The 18,096-nt window shown below is 73.6% G+C and carries 10 protein-coding genes; 8 read left to right on the forward strand and 2 right to left on the reverse strand.

The window, feature by feature from the left end; genetic code table 11:
• Positions 1-54 precede the first annotated feature (54 nt).
• The 3 genes from AB0C12_RS03545 to AB0C12_RS03555 all read left to right on the forward strand — a co-directional run bounded on the left by AB0C12_RS03545 (position 55) and on the right by AB0C12_RS03555 (position 5,916).
• The gene (locus tag AB0C12_RS03545) at positions 55-957 is read left to right on the forward strand and encodes a LysR family transcriptional regulator (RefSeq protein ID WP_360543728.1); all 903 of its coding nucleotides are present in this window, start codon (positions 55-57) and stop codon (positions 955-957) included.
• 433 nt (positions 958-1,390) lie between these two features.
• Complete coding sequence (locus AB0C12_RS03550; protein ID WP_360543730.1) at positions 1,391-4,342, forward strand: Ig-like domain-containing protein; 2,952 nt, start codon at positions 1,391-1,393, stop codon at positions 4,340-4,342.
• A gap of 119 nt (positions 4,343-4,461) precedes the next feature.
• Positions 4,462-5,916 (forward strand): helix-hairpin-helix domain-containing protein, encoded by a 1,455-nt coding sequence (locus AB0C12_RS03555; protein WP_360543732.1) that lies wholly within the window; start codon positions 4,462-4,464, stop codon positions 5,914-5,916.
• Between the two features lie 88 nt (positions 5,917-6,004).
• Here AB0C12_RS03555 and AB0C12_RS03560 read toward each other — a convergent pair whose 3' ends face one another.
• A complete protein-coding gene (locus AB0C12_RS03560) occupies positions 6,005-7,930 on the reverse strand; it encodes a S8 family serine peptidase (RefSeq protein WP_360543734.1) in 1,926 nt (641 codons plus the stop codon).
• 309 nt (positions 7,931-8,239) lie between these two features.
• On the opposite strand from AB0C12_RS03560, the gene AB0C12_RS03565 reads away from it, so the two are divergent.
• The 5 genes from AB0C12_RS03565 to AB0C12_RS03585 all read left to right on the forward strand — a co-directional run bounded on the left by AB0C12_RS03565 (position 8,240) and on the right by AB0C12_RS03585 (position 16,451).
• Positions 8,240-8,968, forward strand: coding sequence for an alpha/beta hydrolase (locus AB0C12_RS03565; protein WP_360543736.1), 729 nt, complete (start codon positions 8,240-8,242; stop codon positions 8,966-8,968).
• A gap of 9 nt (positions 8,969-8,977) precedes the next feature.
• Positions 8,978-10,606, forward strand: a complete 1,629-nt coding sequence (locus AB0C12_RS03570) for an acyl-CoA dehydrogenase family protein (RefSeq protein WP_360543738.1) — start codon at positions 8,978-8,980, stop codon at positions 10,604-10,606.
• A 75-nt stretch (positions 10,607-10,681) separates the two neighbouring features.
• Positions 10,682-12,925, forward strand: coding sequence for a bifunctional diguanylate cyclase/phosphodiesterase (locus AB0C12_RS03575; protein WP_360543740.1), 2,244 nt, complete (start codon positions 10,682-10,684; stop codon positions 12,923-12,925).
• A gap of 46 nt (positions 12,926-12,971) precedes the next feature.
• Complete coding sequence (locus AB0C12_RS03580; protein WP_360543742.1) at positions 12,972-15,212, forward strand: bifunctional diguanylate cyclase/phosphodiesterase; 2,241 nt, start codon at positions 12,972-12,974, stop codon at positions 15,210-15,212.
• Positions 15,213-15,221: 9 nt separating this feature from the next.
• A complete protein-coding gene (locus tag AB0C12_RS03585; protein WP_360543743.1) occupies positions 15,222-16,451 on the forward strand; it encodes an MFS transporter in 1,230 nt (409 codons plus the stop codon).
• Between the two features lie 67 nt (positions 16,452-16,518).
• On the opposite strand, the gene AB0C12_RS03590 is transcribed toward AB0C12_RS03585, so the two are convergent.
• On the reverse strand, positions 16,519-17,976 hold the full coding sequence (locus tag AB0C12_RS03590; RefSeq protein WP_360543745.1) for an ATP-binding protein: 1,458 nt from the start codon (positions 17,974-17,976) through the stop codon (positions 16,519-16,521).
• Positions 17,977-18,096 lie beyond the last annotated feature (120 nt).

The raw sequence follows: 18,096 nt of genomic DNA on the forward strand, positions 1-18,096 counted from the left end.
CCGCCCGGCTCCCCCAGTAGCCGCCGCCCGCCTGTGGGGTCATAAGCTGGCCTTATGCCTCTGCCGCCGGCGTTCGCCGACCTGACCGGCTTCGACCTGCTGCTCAGCGTCGCCCGGCTGGGCAGCGTGGGCCGCGCGGCGACGACACATCACATCTCCCAGCCGGCCGCCAGTGCCCGCCTCCGCGAGCTGGAACGCCGCCTCGGGCTGACCCTGCTGCACCGCTCCCCGCGCGGCTCGACGCTGACCGCGACCGGCGCCCTGGTCGCCGACTGGGCCCGCGCCGCCGTGGACGCGGCCGACGCCCTGGCCACCGGCGCCGCCGCGCTGCGCGAGACCCAGGAGAGCCGGCTCGCGGTGGCCGCCAGCCAGACCGTCGCGGAATACCTGCTGCCGGCGTGGCTGGTGGCCCTGCGCACCGGCCACCCCGGGCTCAGCGTGACGCTGCGCGCGGCCAACTCGGCCGACGTGGCGGCCGCGGTGCTGGCCAACGAGGTCGACCTCGGCTTCGTCGAAGGTCCGGAAGCGCCGGCCGGCCTGCGCGCCGAGACCGTCGCCACCGACCGGCTGGCGGTCGTCGTGGCCCCCGGGCACCCGTGGTCGAAACGGCGGCGCGGCGTCACCCCGGCCGAGCTGGCCGGGACCCCGCTGGTGTCACGGGAGGCCGGCTCGGGCACCCGGCGGGCGTTCGAACAGGCCCTGGCCCCGCTGACCGCGGCGGCCCCGCTGCTCGAGCTGTCGTCGACGACCGCGATCAAGCACGCGGTGGCGGCCGGCAGCGGGGCGGCGGTGCTCAGCTCGCTCGCGGTCACCGCGGAGCTGGCGGCGGGCACGCTGGTCGCGGTGCCGACGGCCATGCCGCTGCAGCGGCAGTTGCGGGCGGTGTGGCCGGCCTCGGGGCAGCTGATCGGCCCGGCCCGCGACCTGTACGCGATCGCCCGCCGCCGCCATCGCTGAGCCGCGCCTCTTCGGCTGTCCGCGCGCCTGACCCATCGCCGCGGCCGTTCGCGCGCCTGACCCATCGCCGCGGCCGTTCGCGCGCCTGACCCATCGCCGCGGCCGTTCGCGCGCCTGACCCATCGCCGCGGCCGTTCGCGGGCCGGGCCGGCCGACGCGGCCCTGTGCGAACTGGGCCGGCCGACGCGGCCCACTGCGGGTCGGGGCGGGCTGCTGGACGGCCGCGCCGATCTGTACCGGGTGCGGGGGATCCGCTCGATGATCGGCGCTTACGGGCGCTCTATCCGTTCACGCCCTGCGGTCGGAGCGCGACCATTCGGCCCGGCCTCCCACCTGCGCGGACACCGCAGACAGATTGCTGACAGCGGGCGCCGCACCGCCGCCGTGCCAGGCTGCCGCCAGGCCTGCTGGGGGGCCGGTCAGGGGGACCGACATGCACCGTCGTTTGTGGACAACAGCCGTGGCGGCGCTCGTCGCCCCGTTCGCCTTCGTGGCACCCGCGCACGCGGCCCTCACCCCCGTCGCGAAGGTCAATTTCCAGCCGGCCGCCGCGGCGGTCCCGGCCGGCTACACCGCCGACACCGGGCTCGGCTTCGACGCCGCGCGCGGGTCGGGCTGGGTGGCGGCCGGCACGCACGACCCGCTGGACCTGAGCCGCAACACCCGCGATCGGGCGCGCACCGGGATCGACGCGCGGCTCAACACCCTGATCCACCTCCAGTACGGCGACGTCGGCGGTACCAGCGGCGTGCTGACCCCCGGCGCCTGGGAGTACGCGCTGTCCCCGGGCTCGTACCAGGTGACCGTGTCGGTCGGTGACCAGCCCGCGTACGACAGCGCGCACACGATCCGGGTCGAGGGCGTGACCGCGGTGTCCGGCTTCGTCTCCACCACCGCGGCCGAGTTCCGCACCGCCACCGTGACCGTGCCGGTGAGCGACGGGCGGCTGACCGTCGACGCGACCGGCGGCACCAACTCCAAGCTCAACTACCTGGAGATCGCGCGGGTCGGCCCACCCGCCGCACCCACCGGAGTCACCGCCAGGCCGGGCGACGCCCAGGTGGCACTGGCCTGGACAGCGTCGGCCGCCGCGGATCTGGCCGGCTACCGGGTCTACCGCGGCGGCACCCTGATCTCGGGCGCGACCTTGCTGACCCGGGCCACGTGGCTGGACACCACCGCCCGCAACGGCACCGCGTACGGCTACACCGTCACCGCCGTGGACAGCACCGGCACCGAGTCGCCGCCGTCGGCCACTGTCACCGCGACCCCGGCGGCGTTCGCGCTCAAGGTGAACTTCTCCGACGCCGCCACCGCCCCGCCCACCGGCTACGTGCGTGACTCCGGCGACGCGTTCGCCACCGCTCGCGGCTACGGCTGGGTGCAGCTGGGCACCACGACGCCGCTGAGCCTGGCCGGCAACGGCCGCAACCGGAACCCGGACGCCGCCCAGCCCGACGTACGGCTGGCCACGCTGATCCACGCCCAGCTGCCGGCCGGCTCCACCGGGGTCAGCACGCCCGGTTCATGGGAGGCCGTCGTGCCCAACGGGACCTACACGGTGACGGCCGCGGTCGGTGACGCGGGCACGGCCGTGAACAGCGTGCACTGGCTCAGCATCGAGGACCAGAACGCCGTCGCCGCGTTCACCCCGACCGCGTCGGTCAGGCACGCCACCGCCACCCGGACGGTCACCGTCACCGACGGACGGCTCACGCTCAGCCCGGCCGGCGGCACCAACACCAAGCTCAACTACGTGGACGTCGCCAGCGTGCCGGGGGCGGGCGCGATCCCCGGCGTACGCACCAGCACGCCGGCCAACGGCGCCACCGGGGTGTCACCGACCGGCAGTGTCGTCGAGGATCTGGTGCTGCCCAACGGCGGCGTCGACCAGGCCACCCTGACCTCGGCGACCGTGACGCTGACCCGGGTCAGCGACGGCGCGGCGGTGCCGGCCAACGCCATCACGAGCGGCGGCGGAGACGTCGTCAACCTCTCCCCGACCGCGGCGCTCGCGGCGAACACCGCGTACCGGTTCAGCCTGACCGCCGGGGTGAAGGACGTGAGCGGGCGCACCTTCACGCCGTACTCCATCGTCTTCACGACCGGGGCCGGCACCGGCCCGGGCGGCCCGGCCGCCTTCGACAAGGTGGTCGGCGTCGCGACCGGCGCGTCCTTCACGACGGTGGTCGAGGGCCCCGGCAACCGCCTGTACGCGGGCACCCTCGACGGGCGCATCTTCCGCTTTCCGATCAACGCGGACGGCACCCTGGGCACCGCCACGGTGATCACCGCCGTCCGCGACAACGCGGCCGCCCTGGGACTACCCGGCGCGCCCGCCCGCACGGTGATCGGCATGGCTTTCGACCCGGCGGGCAACCTCTGGGTCACCGACAACTACGAGTTCACCGGCCCGCTGAACGTGCCCGACTGGTCCGGCCGCATCGGCCGGCTCAGCGGCACCGACCTCGGCACCTACACGCCGGTGGTGGTGAACCTGCCCCGCTCGGTGAAGGACCACGAGACCAACTCGCTCGCCTTCGGACCCGACGGCGCGCTGTACGTGTCCCAGGGCGCGAACAACGCGATGGGCGCGCCCGACTCGACCTGGGGCAACCGCCCCGAGCAACTGCTCAGCGCGGCCGTGCTGCGGCTCGACCCGGCGGCGTTCACCGGTACGCCGATCAACGTGAAGACCGCGGACGGCGGCAGCTACAACCCTTACGCCGCAGGCGCACCGGTGACCCTGCACGCGACCGGCGTCCGGAACGCCTACGACCTGGTGTGGCACCGCAACGGCCACCTGTACGCGCCGACCAACGGCTCGGCGGCCGGCGGCAACACCCCGGCGACTCCGGCACCGCTGCCCGCGTCCTGCACCCGCCGCGGCTACACCGCTCCGACGGTGCCGGCGCTGACGTCGGTGCCGACCGCCGAGACGGACTACGTGTTCGACGTGAAGGCGGGCCGCTACTACGGGCACCCGAACCCGCAACGCTGCGAGTGGGTGCTGGCCGGTGGCAATCCGACCGCGGGCACGGATCCGTTCCAGGTGGGCGCGTACCCGGTCGGCACCCTGCCGGACCCGAACCTCGACCTCGCCGGAACCTACGACGCGGGCCTGCACGCCTCGGCGAACGGCGCGATCGAGTACCGGGGCGGGGCGCTCGACGGCAAGCTGCTCGTGGTCCGCTATTCGGCGGGACAGGACATCGAGACCTTCGACGTGGCCGCGAACGGCACGCTGAGCAACCGCACGACCGGCATCACCGGACTGACCGGATTCAGCCAGCCACTGGACGTGACGCAGGACGTGAGCACCGGCAACCTGTACGTGACCGAGCTCGGCGCGAGCCGGATCACGCTGCTCAAGCCCCGGGCTTGACCGGCTCGTGGGGAAATCACCCGTCCGGGGTCACGAAAACGGCACGCCGCGACCTGACCGGTATCGAGATGTGCGAAGCTGCGCGCCTACATCTCGACCCTCGTCTTCGGAGGCATGCCGTGGCATCGCTCCTGTCCATCGTTGCCGCCCTCCTGGTCGGCCTGCTCGCGGGCTGGCTGATCTGGGGCCGGATCCTCGTTTCCCGGCGGTCCGCGGCCGCGGAGGCCGCCCCGGCGGTGGCCGTCGCCGCGCCCGTCGGGACAACCGAACCAGAGGCCGCTGCGCCGGCCGAGGTGGATCCGGCCGCTGCTGAGCCCATCGTGGAGAGCCGGGTGGAAACCGAGACCGTCGAGCCGGCCGAGCCGGCCGTCACCGCCGCACCCGTCGCCGAAACCGTTTCCGTTGCCGACGGCGGGCCGTCCACCGCCGGCACGTCGGATGCCGAGCCGATCGCCGCCGCGACGCCGGACGTCGAGCCGGTCGAGACGAAGCCCGTCGTCACGCCCACCGCGACGGAGCCTGTCACTGAGGCGGAGCCCCTCGCTGCCGAGCCGATCGCCGCATCCGAGCCGATCGCCGGATCCGGGTCCGTCGCAGAGCCCGAGCCGATCGCAGCGCCCGAGCCGATCGCAGCGCCCGAGCCGATCGCAGAGCCCGAGCCGATCGCGGCGGCCGAGCCCGTGGCAGAGCCGGAGCCCGTCGTCGCGACGCCCGTCCCCGTCGCGGTCGCGCCGGTCGACGCCGAGCCGGCATCGGCCGAGCCGGCGCCCGCCGCGCCGGTCGGGTCCGCTCGCCCCGCCGACAAGCTGACCCGGATCGAGGGCATCGGCCCGAAGATCGCCGCCACCCTCGCGGCCGCCGGCATCAGCACCTACCGCGACCTCGCCGACGCCGATCTCGCTTCGCTGCGGGCCACGATCAAGGCCGCCAAGCTGCGCCTCTCGCCCAACCTGGCAACCTGGCCGGAGCAGGCCCGCCTGCTGGCCGAGGGCGACCAGCGCGCCTTCACCGCCCTCGCCGACGACCTGGCCGCCGACCGCGAACCGGGCGTCGAGCCCATCACCGCCACCGACAATGCGGCAGGCGCCGAGCCCATCACCGACAGCGCACCGGAAGTCGAGCCCATCACCGACAGCGCACCGGGCGTCGAGCGCGTCGCCGCCGCGGAGGCCGTGCCCGCAGCGGAGGCCGTGCCCGCAGCGGAGGCCGTGCCCGCAGCGGCAGTCGGTCCGGCCGGCCCGGATTCAGCCGTGAGCCCCGAGACCGCCCCGGTGCTCGGCGGCACGACGGCCGATGAGAGCGTGCCCGCCGGTTCCGTCGCTGACGCCGTACCGGCGCAGCGCGGTGCCGGGACCACCGCGCCGGACGATCTCACCCGGATCGAGGGGATCGGCCCGAAGATGGCCGGCGCGCTCGTCGCCGCCGGCATCACCACCTACGCGCAGCTGGCCGCCACCGACGAGGCCGGGCTGCGGGCCGCGATCGCGGCCGCCGGCATGCGTTTCTCGCCCAGCCTGGTGACCTGGCCGCAGCAGGCGAAGCTGCTGGCCGACCGCGGCGTCGTGCGGAGCTGATCCGAACGACCCCGGACGACGGCGAAGGCCCAACCCCCGTGCCAGGGGTTGGGCCTTCGTCGTCGGTGCGGGGTGCGCGGACCGGCTGTCAGCGCTTCCAGGTACGGGCCGAGGTCGTGGCGGAGTTGCCCGCCTTGTCGACCGAGCGGACCTGCACCTTGATCTTCTTGCCGTACTTCGACACCTTGATCTTGAACGAATAGCCCGACGTGGTGTCCTTGGCGACCACCTTGCCGTTGATCAGCAGCTCGACGCGGGTGATGCCCGACGAGTCACTGGCCGAGGCCTTCAGCGTCACGGTGCCCTTGACCTTCGCGCCGTTCTTGGGGCCGCTGGTGATCTTCACCGTCGGCACCTTGTTGTCGGCGATCAGGGTGCGGTTGTAGACGGCCGAGTTGCCCGCCTTGTCGTACACCTTCCACTGGAACTTCACCGCCCGGTTGAGCCGGCCACTGTTGTACTTGACCGCGTACGGCGTCGTGGTGTCCCGGCCGACGTACTTGCCGTCGGCGTAGAGCGCACCGTAGGACATGCCCGCGCCGCCGGTGTCGGAGACGCCGGTCGCGCCCACCGTCACCGTGCCGCGGAACTTGGCCGACTGCGCCGGCGTCGCCCCGGTGATCTTCGGCGCGGTGGTGTCCACAGTGGTCACCGCCGTTGCCGCGCGCACCTCGCCGAACGCCGTGAAGTCCGTCGTGACGGTCTGCTTGGCGGTTTTGGTGAGGCTGTTCTGCAGCGACCACACGGTCGCCCCCGGGTAGCGCGACTTCACCAGCGCCGCGATGCCCGACACCAGGGGTGCGGACGCCGAGGTGCCACAGAAGTACCCGTAGTCGTCGTCGCCGACGTCCTCGCCACCGCTGTCGTTGGCGAAGCCGGCCAGGTTCGGCGCGACCGTGCACCAGGGTGCGGCCACGTCGACCCAGTCGGCGCCGTAGTTCGAGCCGTAGTAGCCCAGCGCCGGGTCGTAGTCGAGGAACCAGTCACCGTTGATGTCGGTGCCACCGACGGCGAGCGAGTCCGCGTACGCGGCCGGGTACAGCCGGTCGCGCAGCGCGTCGTTACCCGCCGATGCGACGACCAGGATGCCCTTGCCGCGGGCGTACGTGACCGCGTCCTGCAGCACCGTGCTGCTCGAGTAACCACCGAGCGACACGTTGATGATCTGCACGCCGCGATCGGCCGCGTACTTGATGCCGGCCGCCACGTTGGCCATCGAGCCGTTGCCCGCGGAGTCCAGCACCTTGACCGGCAGGATCTGGCACTGCCAGCAGACTCCCGCCGTACCTTTGCCGTTGTCGCCCCGCCCGGCGATGAGGGCGGCAACCGCGCTGCCGTGCCCCTCGTCGTCGGCCGGGTCGCTGTCGCCGTTGACGTAGTCCCAGCCCGGCAGCAACGCGTCGCCGAGCTCACCACCGAGGTTCGTCACACCGGTGTCCACCACGGCGACCTTCACCGCGGCCGATCCGGTGGTCAGGTCCCAGGCACCCGGCACGGTGATCTGGGGCAGCTCGGTCTGGTACGACCAGTACTCGTCGTTCGGCGTGACCGCCGTGGCCCGGGCGATGCCGTCCTTCTCCACGTACGCCACGTCCGGGTCGGCCCGCAGCTTGGCGATCGCCTCGGCGCTGGCGGCGGCCGGGACAGTCACGCGACGGGCGCCGAGGGATGCCAGGGCGGCGTCCGTCTTGGCCCGCAGGCCGGCCGCACCGAGGGACTGGGTGGCCACGGCGGCCTCGACCCCCGGCTTGAAACCGACCACCAGGTGCACGGCGCCGTCGCCGACGTCCGCCTTCTTGCGGGCTGCGGATTTCTCCGCGGCGGCCTTGGCCGCCGCCAGCAGCTTCTTGTCACCGGCGGGAGCTTTCCCGTCGGCCGCGGCCCGCTTGCGGGATGCCACGTCGGTGCCCGTGTCATCCGCCGACGCGGAGCTCGCCAGGATTCCCGCCGTCGCGACCATGGCCACGCAAGCGAGCCCGGCCGCAGCGCCGCGCACTTTCCGTTGTCTGAACACGTGCCTCCCCCATTTCGACCCGCATGTGCACGCGGGCCGGGTCATCCTAAGAGGACGGCACACGTGCCGTGGGGCGGCATTTCGGACCAACACCCGCGATTGCGCCTTTACGATCGGGCAAGTTCCGACCCGGGTCGGGAACGCTGCGGCGGTCTCGACGGCGGGTAGTCGCCGGCGCACGCTACGGTCGCGCAGTCCCCCTGCGATACCGCCCGGCGAGGGCGCAGCCGCTCCCGGCCGAGCCGGTTTCGCTGTGGGCGTCACGCGCCGCCCTGGCCACGCCGGTCCGTTTCCGGAAGCGTGAGCGTCATGGACGCCGTTTTCGTACTGGTGCACAGCCCGTCGGTCGGACCGGGCACCTGGCACCCCGTCGCCGACGAGCTGCGTGCCCGGGGAGCCACCGTCGTCGTGCCGTCGCTGGCCGGCGTGGGCGACGCGGGACCGCCGTTCTGGCCCCGGGTCGTGGAGCTGGTCGGTGCGGCCGTCGCCGGACTGCCGCCGGACCGGTCGGTGGTGCTGGTGGCGCACAGCAACGCCGGGCTGTTCGTGCCGGTCATCGTCGCGGCCGCCACCCGGCCGGTCGTCGGCTGCCTGTTCGTCGACGCGGCGCTGCCCGCCCGGCAGGGGCCCACCCCGGTCGCACCGGAGGACGCGCTGGCCTTCCTGCGGCCCAGGGCCGTCGACGGCGTCCTGCCGCCGTGGACGAGCTGGTACGACGAGGACGAGGTGGCGCCCATGCTGCCCGACGCCGCCGTCCGCGCCGCCGTCGAGGCCGAGCAGCCGCGCCTGCCGCTGAGCTACTACGAGCAGCAGATCCCCGTGCCCGCGGGTTGGGACGCGCAGCCCTGCGGCTATCTGTTGTTCGGCCCGCCGTACGAGGAGATCGCCAACGAGGCCGCCGCGCGGGGCTGGGCCGTGGAGCGGATCGCCGGGCGCCACCTGCACCAGGTGGTCGACCCGGCCGGGGTCGCCGAGCGGATCGCCGCCATGGCGGCCACCTGGTCCCCGCCCTCGTCACCGGCCGGTGCGACGGCCTAGATTCGGGGCATGCCACTCACCCACGAGGTCGTCAACCAGCCGCCACCCCTGGCCGGGCACGACATCGCCGCCGACGCGGCCATGCTCGAAGGCCTCGCCCGGGAGGGCGCCGGCTGGGCCGCCGAGGACCTGCACCGGCTGGGCAAGCTGGGCGGGCAGCCGGAGGCCCAGCGCTGGGCCGCCGACGCCAACCGGTACGAGCCGCGCCTGCTCACCCACGACCGGTACGGCCACCGCATCGACGAGGTCGAGTTCCACCCGGCCTGGCACAGCCTCATGGACGTCGCCGTCGGCGCCGGGCTCGCCGGGGCCCCGTGGGCGGACGGCCGGGCCGGGGCGCACGTCGCGCGGGCCGCCGGCACGTTCGTGTGGAGCCAGGTCGAGGCGGGCCACTCCTGCCCGGTCTCGATGACGTACGCGGTCGTCCCGGCCCTGCGCAACGCCCCCGAGCTGGCCGCGGTCTACGAGCCGCTGCTGACCGCGCGGGTGTACGACCCGGGGCTGCGGACCCCGACGACCAAGCGCGGGCTGCTCGCCGGCATGGGCATGACCGAGAAGCAGGGCGGCTCGGACGTGCGGGCCAACTCGACCACGGCCACCCCGGCCGCCGACGGCACGTACCGGTTGCGCGGCCACAAGTGGTTCACCAGCGCGCCCATGTGTGACCTGTTCCTGGTGCTGGCCCAGGCCCCCGGCGGGCTCTCCTGTTTCCTGGTGCCGCGGGTGCTCCCGGACGGCGGGCGCAACCCGTTCCGGATCCAGCGGCTCAAGGACAAGCTCGGCAACCGCAGCAACGCCAGCAGCGAGCCGGAGTTCGACGAGACGGTGGCCTGGCTGGTCGGCGAGGAGGGCCGCGGGGTGCGGACCATCATCGAGATGGTCGCCATGACCCGGCTGGACTGCGTGACCGGCTCGGCCTCGGGGATGCGGGCCGCGCTGGTCCAGGCCGTGCACCACGCGCGGCACCGCGCCGCCTTCGGCGGGCCGCTGATCGACAAGCCGCTGATGCGCAACGTCCTGGCCGACCTGGCGGTGGAGTCGGAGGCGGCGACGGCGCTGGCTCTGCGGCTGGCCGGGGCCGTCGACCGGGGAGTACGCGGTGACGCCGGCGAGCGCGCGTTCAGCCGCCTGGCCATCGCGGTCGGCAAGTTCTGGGTGTGCAAGCGTCAGCCGGCCGTCGTCGGTGAGGCCCTGGAGTGTCTGGGCGGCAACGGCTACGTCGAGGAGTCGGGCCTGCCCCGGCTCTACCGCGACGCCCCGCTGAACTCGATCTGGGAGGGCTCCGGCAACGTCCAGGCGCTGGACGTGCTGCGGACCCTGCGCCGCGACCCGGCCGGGCTGGACGCGTTCCGGGCCGAGGTGGGCGCGGCCGCCGGCGCCGACTCCCGCCTGGACGCCGCCACGGCCGAGCTGACCGCACTGCTCAGTGACGGCGAGGATCTGGAGTCGGACGCCCGTCGCGTCGTGGAGCGGATGGCCCTGGTGCTGCAGGGCTCCCTGCTGGTTCGGCACGCGCCGGCGGCCGTGGCCGACGCCTTCTGCGCGAGCCGGTTGGGCGGCGACTGGGGTCACTCGTTCGGCACGCTGCCCCGGGGCGTGGACACCGCGGCGCTGATCGACCGGGCGCTGCCGGCCTAGCCTGCGGTCCGGCGGCCGCACCCCCGGGTGTGCCCGAAGTCTCAAGTGCCGGGCGCCGGTGCCGATGGCCCCGTCGTGCGGACAATTGCGGTCGACCGGAGGGTCACGGCGTGGACGGCGGCCGGGCTGCTCAGCTGCGTCGCGTATCCGCTCCTGGGCGACGGCACCCTGGCCGGAGCGGTCCTGTACAACCTGTTCGAGCTGCTGACGCTGGTGGTGGTGCTGGCCCGGGTCCGGCGCAACCGGCCCGAGGACCGGCTGGGCTGGTGCGTCCTGGCTGCCGCCGTCGGGTTCCGGCTGGCCGGCGACGTCACGTACGAGATCTACCGGCAGGTCCTGCACCAGTCGCCGTTCCCCTCCCCGGCCGACGTCTTCTACCTGGGCAGCTGCCCGCTGCTGGTGGCCGGCACGCTGCTGCTCACCCGGGGCCGGGTCGGCCGCGACCTGGCCGGCCTGCTCGACGCCGCGATCATCGCCACCGGGCTGGGCCTGGTCTGGTGGGTCCTGGCCATCGGCCCGATCGCCGGCGACAGCTCCATCCCGCTGCTGGAGAGGCTGCTCGGCGCCGCTTATCCCGGCTGCGACCTCGTGCTGCTGGCGCTCGTGGCCCGCATGCTGACCCGTTCCGGACGCCCGACGCCCGGCCCGGCCCTGCTGGCCGCGGGCATCGGCTCGCTGCTCGCCGCCGACGTCGGGTTCCAGTTCGTCACCGCCTACCGCCCGGAGTTGGAGGGCGTCATCTCGGTCGGCTGGCTGCTCTCCAACGTCGTCTGGGGTGCCGCGGCCCTGCATCCGTCGGCCGCCGCCCCGGCGCCCGTCCGCACCGGCGGGCCCCGCGTCGGACCGGGCCGGCTGGTCCTGCTGACCGGCAGCACGCTGCTGGTGCCGACGCTGCTGTTCGTCCAGGGTGCCCTGGGCTTCCCGCACCTGAGCTGGCTGTCCATCGGCGTCGGCGCGGTGCTGCTGTTCGTCCTGGTCCTGCTGCGGATGTCCGGTTTCGTCACGCAGGTGCAGCGGCAGGCCCGGCAGCTGCGGGACCTCGCCATGCGGGACGACCTGACCGGCCTGCCCAACCGCCGCTTCTTCGAGGAGCGGCTCGCGGCCGCCGTGGCCGCCGGCCCGGCCCAGGTGGCGCTGCTCGACCTCGACGGCTTCAAGGACGTCAACGACCGCTTCGGCCACGCCGTCGGCGACCGGCTGCTGGCGGTCGTGGCGCAACGCCTCGCCGACCGCCTGCGCGGTGACGACCTCGTGGCCCGGATGGGCGGTGACGAGTTCGCCGTCCTGGTCACCGGCGCGTCGGCCGAGGCGATGGCCGGCATCGTCGACCGGCTCACGGCCGGCCTGCGCCCGCCCGTGGAGGTGGCGGGCCAGGAGCTGCTGGTCGCCGCCAGCGTCGGCATCGCCGACGGCGAGGACACCGACGACCCGTACGAGGTGCTGCGCCGGGCCGACACCGCCATGTACGCGGCCAAGGACCAGCGCGGCAGCCACGTCCGCCGCTACGCCGTGGAGCTCGACGAACGGGCCCGAGCGGAGGACCGGCTGGGGGCGGAGATGCGTACGGCGCTGGACACCGGCCAGTTCCGCCTCGTCTACCAGCCCATCGTCTCGCTGCCCGACGCCCGGATCGTATCGGTGGAGGCCCTCGTCCGCTGGCATCACCCCGAGCGTGGCCTGGTCAACCCGGCCGACTTCATCCCGGTCGCCGAGCAGAACGGGCTCATCGTCGAACTCGGTGCCTGGATCCTGCGGACCGCCTGCGCCCAGGCCGTCGCCTGGCACGCCACGCACGGTACGGCCGCCCCGGCGCGGGTCAGCGTCAATGTCTCCGCGCGTCAGCTCGCCGAGCCGGACTTCGCCGATCTGGTGGCCGAAGTACTGGCCTGGACGGGCCTGAGTGCGCACAATCTGATCATCGAAGTCACCGAGACCGCCGTCTTCCGGGGCGGGCAGAGCGTGCAGACCGTCAAGGACCTGCACCAGCTCGGCGTACGCATCGCCCTCGACGACTTCGGCACCGGCCACTCCTCCCTCGGCCTGCTGCAGACCGTCCCCGTCGACACCCTCAAAGTCGACAAGAGCTTCGTCGACACCATCACCATGGCCGGCCGGCACGCCGTCATCGCCACCGCCCTCATCCAGGTCGCCGACGGCCTCGGACTCACCGCCGTCGCCGAAGGCGTCGAAACCGCCGAACAGGCCACCGAACTGCACCGCCTCGGCTACCGGCTGGCCCAGGGCTACCACTTCGGCCGGCCCGCGGCCCAGCCCGACTTCCACGACGCCGTCAGCGGCACCGGGACAGTGGCGGTCTGACCCGGTGAAATCCTCAGATGAATACGCCGGCGACCGATTGCCCTCCGTGCGGCAGAAACGACTCTGGTGGTGGTGGCTGATCCTCGGCGTGCTGGCCGTGGGCGGTTACTACCTGCTGCCGCACGACGGTTTCGCCGCGAACGCCGTCTACAACGCCATCGGACTGCTCTCCTGCCTGGCGATCCCGCTGGCGGTGCGCCTGCACCGGCCCGAACGGCCGGCGATGTGGTACTGGTTCGCCGCCGGGCAGATCACCTGGGTCGGCGGTGATTTCGTCTGGGAGTACTACAAGTACGTCCTGCACGAGGAGCCGTACCCGTCGGCGGCCGACTACTTCTATCTGAGCGCGTACCCGATGCTGGTTGTCGGTCTGGTCCTGCTCAGCCGCGGCCGCCGCCGCGGCGGTGATCTCGCCGGGCTGGTGGATCCGGCGATCGTGGCGATCGGCATCGGTCTGGTCTTCTGGGTGTTCGTGATGCACCCGATCGCGGCCGGTTCGACCGCCTCGACGCTGGAACGGGTCATCGGGGTGGCCTATCCCGCCGCCGACGCCCTGCTGCTGGCCATCCTGGCCCGGTTCTTCACCAGTTCGGGGCGGCGCTCGGCCAGTGCCCGGCTGCTGAGCCTGGCCGCGCTGCTGCTGCTCGTCGCGGACATCTCCTACTCACTCGTCTCGCTCTACTCGGAGGACGACGGCGGCAGCCTGCTCGACGCCGGCTGGCTCCTGTCCTACATCGCCTGGGCCGCGGCGGCCCTGCACCCCTCGATGCGCTGGACCGGCACGACCACCAACCGGCCCAGTGACGCCCGGGTGGGCCGGTCCCGGCTGGTGCTGCTGGCAGTCTGCTCCCTGCTGGCCCCCGCGCTGCTGTTCGTGCCCGGCATCGGCGGTGACCCCGTGGACCGGCTGGCGATCGCCGTCGGCGCCGTACTGCTGTTCGTCCTCGTGGTGCTGCGGATGTCCGGCTTCGTGGCGCAGGTCCAGCAGCAGGCCGACCAGCTGGAGGACCTGGCGATGGCCGACGACCTGACCGGGCTGGCCAACCGCCGCCGGCTGGAGCAGGGCCTGACCGAGGGCCTGGCCGCCGGACCGTTGCAGGTGGCCCTGCTCGACCTGGACGACTTCAAAGAGGTCAACGACGCGCTCGGGCACGCCGTCGGGGACCGGCTGCTGATCGGTGTGGCCGAGCGCCTGTCCCGGGCCGCCGGACCCGGCGCCCTGGTGGCCCGGATGGGTGGCGACGAGTTCGCGGTCCTGCTCACCGGCGCGGACGCCGCGACGGCCGACGCGGCGGTCACCCGGCTCGCCGGCTCGCTGCGCTCACCCGTGCACGCCGGCGGCCACGAGCTGCTGATCGGCGTCAGCATCGGCGTCGCCGACGGTACGGGCACCACCGACCCCGTCGAGGTGCTGCGCCGCGCCGACGTCGCCATGTACGCCGCCAAGTCCGTCGGCGAGACCCACCGCCGCCACACCGCCGACCTCGACGACACCGCGGACGAGCAGGCCCGGCTGGGTGCCGAGCTGCGCACCGCCCTGGACACCGGCCAGTTCCGGATGGTCTACCAGCCGATCGTCGAGCTGCCCAACGGGCGGCTGCGGGCGGTCGAGGCGCTGGTCCGCTGGGACCACCCGGAGCGCGGCATGATCTCCCCCGACCGGTTCATCCCGGCGGCCGAACACAACGGGCTCATCGTCGAGCTGGGCGAATGGATCCTGCGGACCGCGTGCGCCCAGGCCGTCGAGTGGCAGGCGGACTGGGGTGCCCGGGCGCCGCAGCGGATCAGCGTCAACGTCTCGGCCCGGCAGCTGGCCCAGCCCGGCTTCACGGCCGTGGTGGCCCGCGCCCTGGCGGACACCGGGCTGCCGGTCGGCAAGCTCACCGTCGAGGTCACCGAGACCGCGGTGTTCGGCGGCGGCCAGGCGGTGCAGACCCTCAACGAGCTGCACGAGCTGGGCGTACGGATCGCCCTGGACGACTTCGGCACCGGGCACTCGTCGCTCGGCCTGCTCCAGACGGTGCCGGTGGACGTCCTCAAGGTCGACAAGTCCTTCGTCGACAACATCACGATGGCGGGCCGGCACGCCGTCATCGCCACGGCGCTGATCCGGGTCAGCGAGGGCCTCGGCCTGACCGCGGTCGCGGAAGGTGTGGAGACGGTGGAACAGGCCGAGGAGCTGTACCGGCTGGGCTACCAGCTGGCCCAGGGCTACCACTTCGGCAAGCCCCAGGCCGAGCCCGACTTCGCCGCGTACGCCGTGCGCGAACCGGCCCCCAGCCCGTAAGGTGCGCCGGTGGACTTTCGCCGGCTGTGGGCCGCGTACGCGGTCAGCGAACTCGGCACGGCGCTGAGCCTGGGTGCTCTCCCCCTGATCGCCACGCTGGCCCTGCACGCCTCCGTGCAGCAGGTATCGCTGCTGGCGGCGCTCGGCGGAGTGGCCGGCGCGGCTCTGGCGCTGCCGCTCGGCCCGTGGATCGAGGTCCGGCACAAGCGCCCGGTGATGATCGGCGCGGACCTGCTGCGGTGCGCGGCGCTGGGCAGTCTCCCGGTCGCCGCCTCGCTGGGCGTTCTGACCTATCCCCACTTGTGTCTGGTGGCGGTGGCCCAGTCGGTGGGCGGCATCGCTTTCCAGGCGGCGAGCGGTGCCCATCTCAAGGCGCTCGTCCCGCCGGATCAGCTGGCCGTGGCCAACGGCCGCTTCGAGGCGACGTTCTGGACGGTCAGCACGGCGGGCCCGCCGCTGGGCGGGGTGCTGATCGCCGCCGTCGGGGCGACGGCCACGGTGGCCCTGGACGCGGTCAGCTTCCTGCTGTCGGCGCTGGGCATCCGCCGGTTGCGGGGCCCGGAGCCGCCACCGCCCGCGCCGACCGGTGAACGGCACCGGGCGGCGCAGCTCACGGCCGGCTGGCGGTACATCCTGCGGCACCGCGACCTGCGCCTGCTCTTCTTCAACTCGCTGGTCTTCGGCGCCTGCGTGATGGCGACGGCTCCGCTGCTGGCGGTCCTGATGCTGCGTGAGCTGGGCTTCGCCCCCTGGCAGTACGGCCTGGCGTTCGGGATCCCCTGCCTCGGCGGCCTGCTCGGCGCGCTGGCCGCCCGCCCGCTGACCCGGCGGTACGGCCGGCGCCGGGTGCTGCTGGTCTCCGGGGCCGCCAAGGCGCTGCCGCTGGTCCTGATCCCGCTCGCCCCGGCCGGCGTGGCCGGGCTGACGTCGATCACGCTGGGCCAGTTCCTGCTCGTCGCCTGCGCGGGGGCGTTCAATCCGACCTTCGCGACGTACCGGATGCAGGCCACCGAGGACGGCTACCTCGCGCGGGTGTTCGCCGCCTGGTCGATCAGCTCGCGGGTGGCCCAGCCGGCGTGCATCGCCGCGAGTGGCCTGCTGGCCGCGGCGACCAGCGTGCGGACGGCCCTGTTCGTGCTCGCCGGGGCGGTGGTGACCAGCGCCGCCCTGCTGCCGTGGCGCACGCCCGCGGCGGAGGCGGCACTGGCGGCCGGTGAGCTGACAGACTCGCGGTCATGAGCAGCCGGCGGCCGCGCGGCGGGCGAACATCGCGGCCCCGACCGCCAGGGTCTGCGCTCAGCCACGGTCAGCGGGGACCGAGCAGGTCGTTGATGCTGGTGATCAGGTCCTGCTGGCTGATCGGGTCGACCAGGCCGCCGGTGCGGGCGTCCTGCATCGCCTTGGCCAGCTGCACCCGGCGCAGGATCTCCTTGATGTCCGCGCCGGTCATGCCGTGGCTGAGCCGGCCCAGCTCGGCCAGGTCGATGCCGTCGGCGAACATGGTGAAGCCCGGCTCCTCGTGCACCGCCGCCAGCTGGGCGATCATCTTGCGGAAGATCTCCGCCCGGCTCACCTCGTCCGGCTTGGGCACGGAGATCTTGACGTCGAAGCGGCCCGAGCGGATCAGCGAGTCGTCGACCCGGTGCGGGAAGTTGGTCGTCGCCACCACGATGACGTTCGGGTTGGCCTCGATCAGGTCGTTCATCTCCTGCTTGAAGATGCCGGCCACCGCGTTGATCGCCTGGCTGGCCGCGTCGCCGCCGGAGCCCGCGTAGCTGATGATCGAGTCGAACTCGTCGAACAGCATCAGGGTCGGCACCCGGTAGCGGCGGGCGTCGCGGAAGATCTGCTTGATGTTGCGCTCGGACCCGCCCAGCCACTTGTCCAGGATCTCCGGCGTGCGGATCTCGCGGAAGTCGGCGCCGATCTCGTTGGCCAGCGCCCGGGACAGCATGGTCTTGCCGGTGCCCGGCGGGCCGTACATGAGGATGCCCTGCGGCCGGCGCGCGCCCCACCGGGCCATCGCCTCCGGATGCCGGAACGACACCGCGATCTGGCGCAGCTCGGCGACCACGTCGGCCAGACCGCCGACCTGGTCGAGGGTGACCGTCCGGGTGGTGGGGGCGACCCGCGGGATGGTCTCGCGGCTGACCACGTACCGCCGGCCGGCCAGCGGCAGCTCCCCCGCCTCCGGACCGATCAGCTCGACCACCGCCCGCAGGGTCAGCTTGACCATGGCCTCCAGGTGGTCGGGCTGGACGTCGTCGCGGGCGACCTCGGCCCGCAGCCGCACGACACCGCCGTCCTGGTCGTAGGTCACCGCGGCCTGCAGCCCGGCGGCCGCGTCGGCCAGGACCGCGGCGCCCGGCTCCCGCTCCGCCGCCGGCCCGGAGGGCCGATCCAGGCCGAGCTTCTTGTACGCCGCGACGGCCGCCGCCCCCACCCCGTCCACGATCTTGGTGGCCACCGGATCCCCGGCGGCGATCCGCTTCGCGAGCAGCGTCCCGACGGGGTCGTTGCCCAGCACGACCGCCCGGATGCGCTCCCGCTGGGGCACGTCGTCATCGTTGGTGCGGATCTCCGCGACGAACACGTGCACCGGCCCGGAGGCGGTGTCCGCGCTGGTCACGGTCAGGGTGGCCCGGCGCACCGGGGCGGGGAAAGCGGCTCGGCGCAGCAGGTCGACCGGGTTGACCCGGGCAGCGGCAAGAATGGTGGCGGCATCGACGATCTCAACTGTGGCGCCCGCATACTCGAAGGACATGACGGCCCCCTCTCCCGACCAAGAGTGACACGACCCCCCGACATTGCGCCCGCTACCTCTTTCGTCGGGTTTTCCGGCCGGGCCGGGCGTGTACGTCCTGGGAACGGTCCGGGCCGGACA

Source organism: Actinoplanes sp. NPDC048967 (genome assembly GCF_040649415.1).
GTDB lineage: Bacteria > Actinomycetota > Actinomycetes > Mycobacteriales > Micromonosporaceae > Actinoplanes.

Bases quoted from the DNA above. Each gene is read 5' to 3' on its own strand.
- AB0C12_RS03545 (WP_360543728.1), top strand. From the start codon at position 55: ATGCCTCTGCCGCCGGCGTTCGCCGACCTGACCGGCTTCGACCTGCTG.
- AB0C12_RS03570 (WP_360543738.1), top strand. From the start codon at position 8,978: ATGCCACTCACCCACGAGGTCGTCAACCAGCCGCCACCCCTGGCCGGG.
- AB0C12_RS03590 (WP_360543745.1), bottom strand. From the start codon at position 17,976: ATGTCCTTCGAGTATGCGGGCGCCACAGTTGAGATCGTCGATGCCGCC.
- AB0C12_RS03550 (WP_360543730.1), top strand. From the start codon at position 1,391: ATGCACCGTCGTTTGTGGACAACAGCCGTGGCGGCGCTCGTCGCCCCG.
- AB0C12_RS03565 (WP_360543736.1), top strand. From the start codon at position 8,240: ATGGACGCCGTTTTCGTACTGGTGCACAGCCCGTCGGTCGGACCGGGC.